General features: G+C 35.5%; 1 pseudogene. It reads left to right on the top strand.

Annotation, left to right across the window (positions count from 1 at the left end):
* Positions 1–439 (top strand): annotated as a pseudogene (locus tag J7R10_RS10115) (PAS domain-containing sensor histidine kinase); the annotation flags it as partial.

The raw sequence follows: 439 nt of genomic DNA, 5'->3' as shown, positions 1-439 counted from the left end.
GGTATAGGAAAGGCATTTTTATTGGAATCATTTCTAGCAGAAGAAGTTTCTCTTATCGCTGGATTGGATGACGCAGCAATGTCTGTTACGGTAGTTGATGAACATGGGAAAGTCTTGGAGACTTCCTCTCATTTTTCGTTTATTGATGAAACAGTTAAAATTCTGCTACAGACGATTGATAATGAAACGCCAGTTAAGACCATTTTAACCATAGCAGGTATTCGTACTCAAGTTGGCATTATTCGCTTGAAGATGAAACCGGTAAGTTTTTTGGTTTTATATGCACCATTAAAATCAGACGAGTTGAAGAATAATCAGGAACTTTTTTATTTTACGCCGAAATTGTTGCCACAACGATTTACTTGGAAAATGGATAGAAACGGAAGATTTTGTGATGTTTCAAAAGAGTTAGCTAAAATTGTTGGACCTATTTCTTCTT

It is taken from the genome of Bartonella vinsonii subsp. berkhoffii ATCC 51672, assembly GCF_902825225.1.
Taxonomy (GTDB): domain Bacteria; phylum Pseudomonadota; class Alphaproteobacteria; order Rhizobiales; family Rhizobiaceae; genus Bartonella; species Bartonella berkhoffii.
Note: the sequence above shows the minus strand (reverse complement) of the source record. Positions and strands in the feature narration are given on the sequence as shown.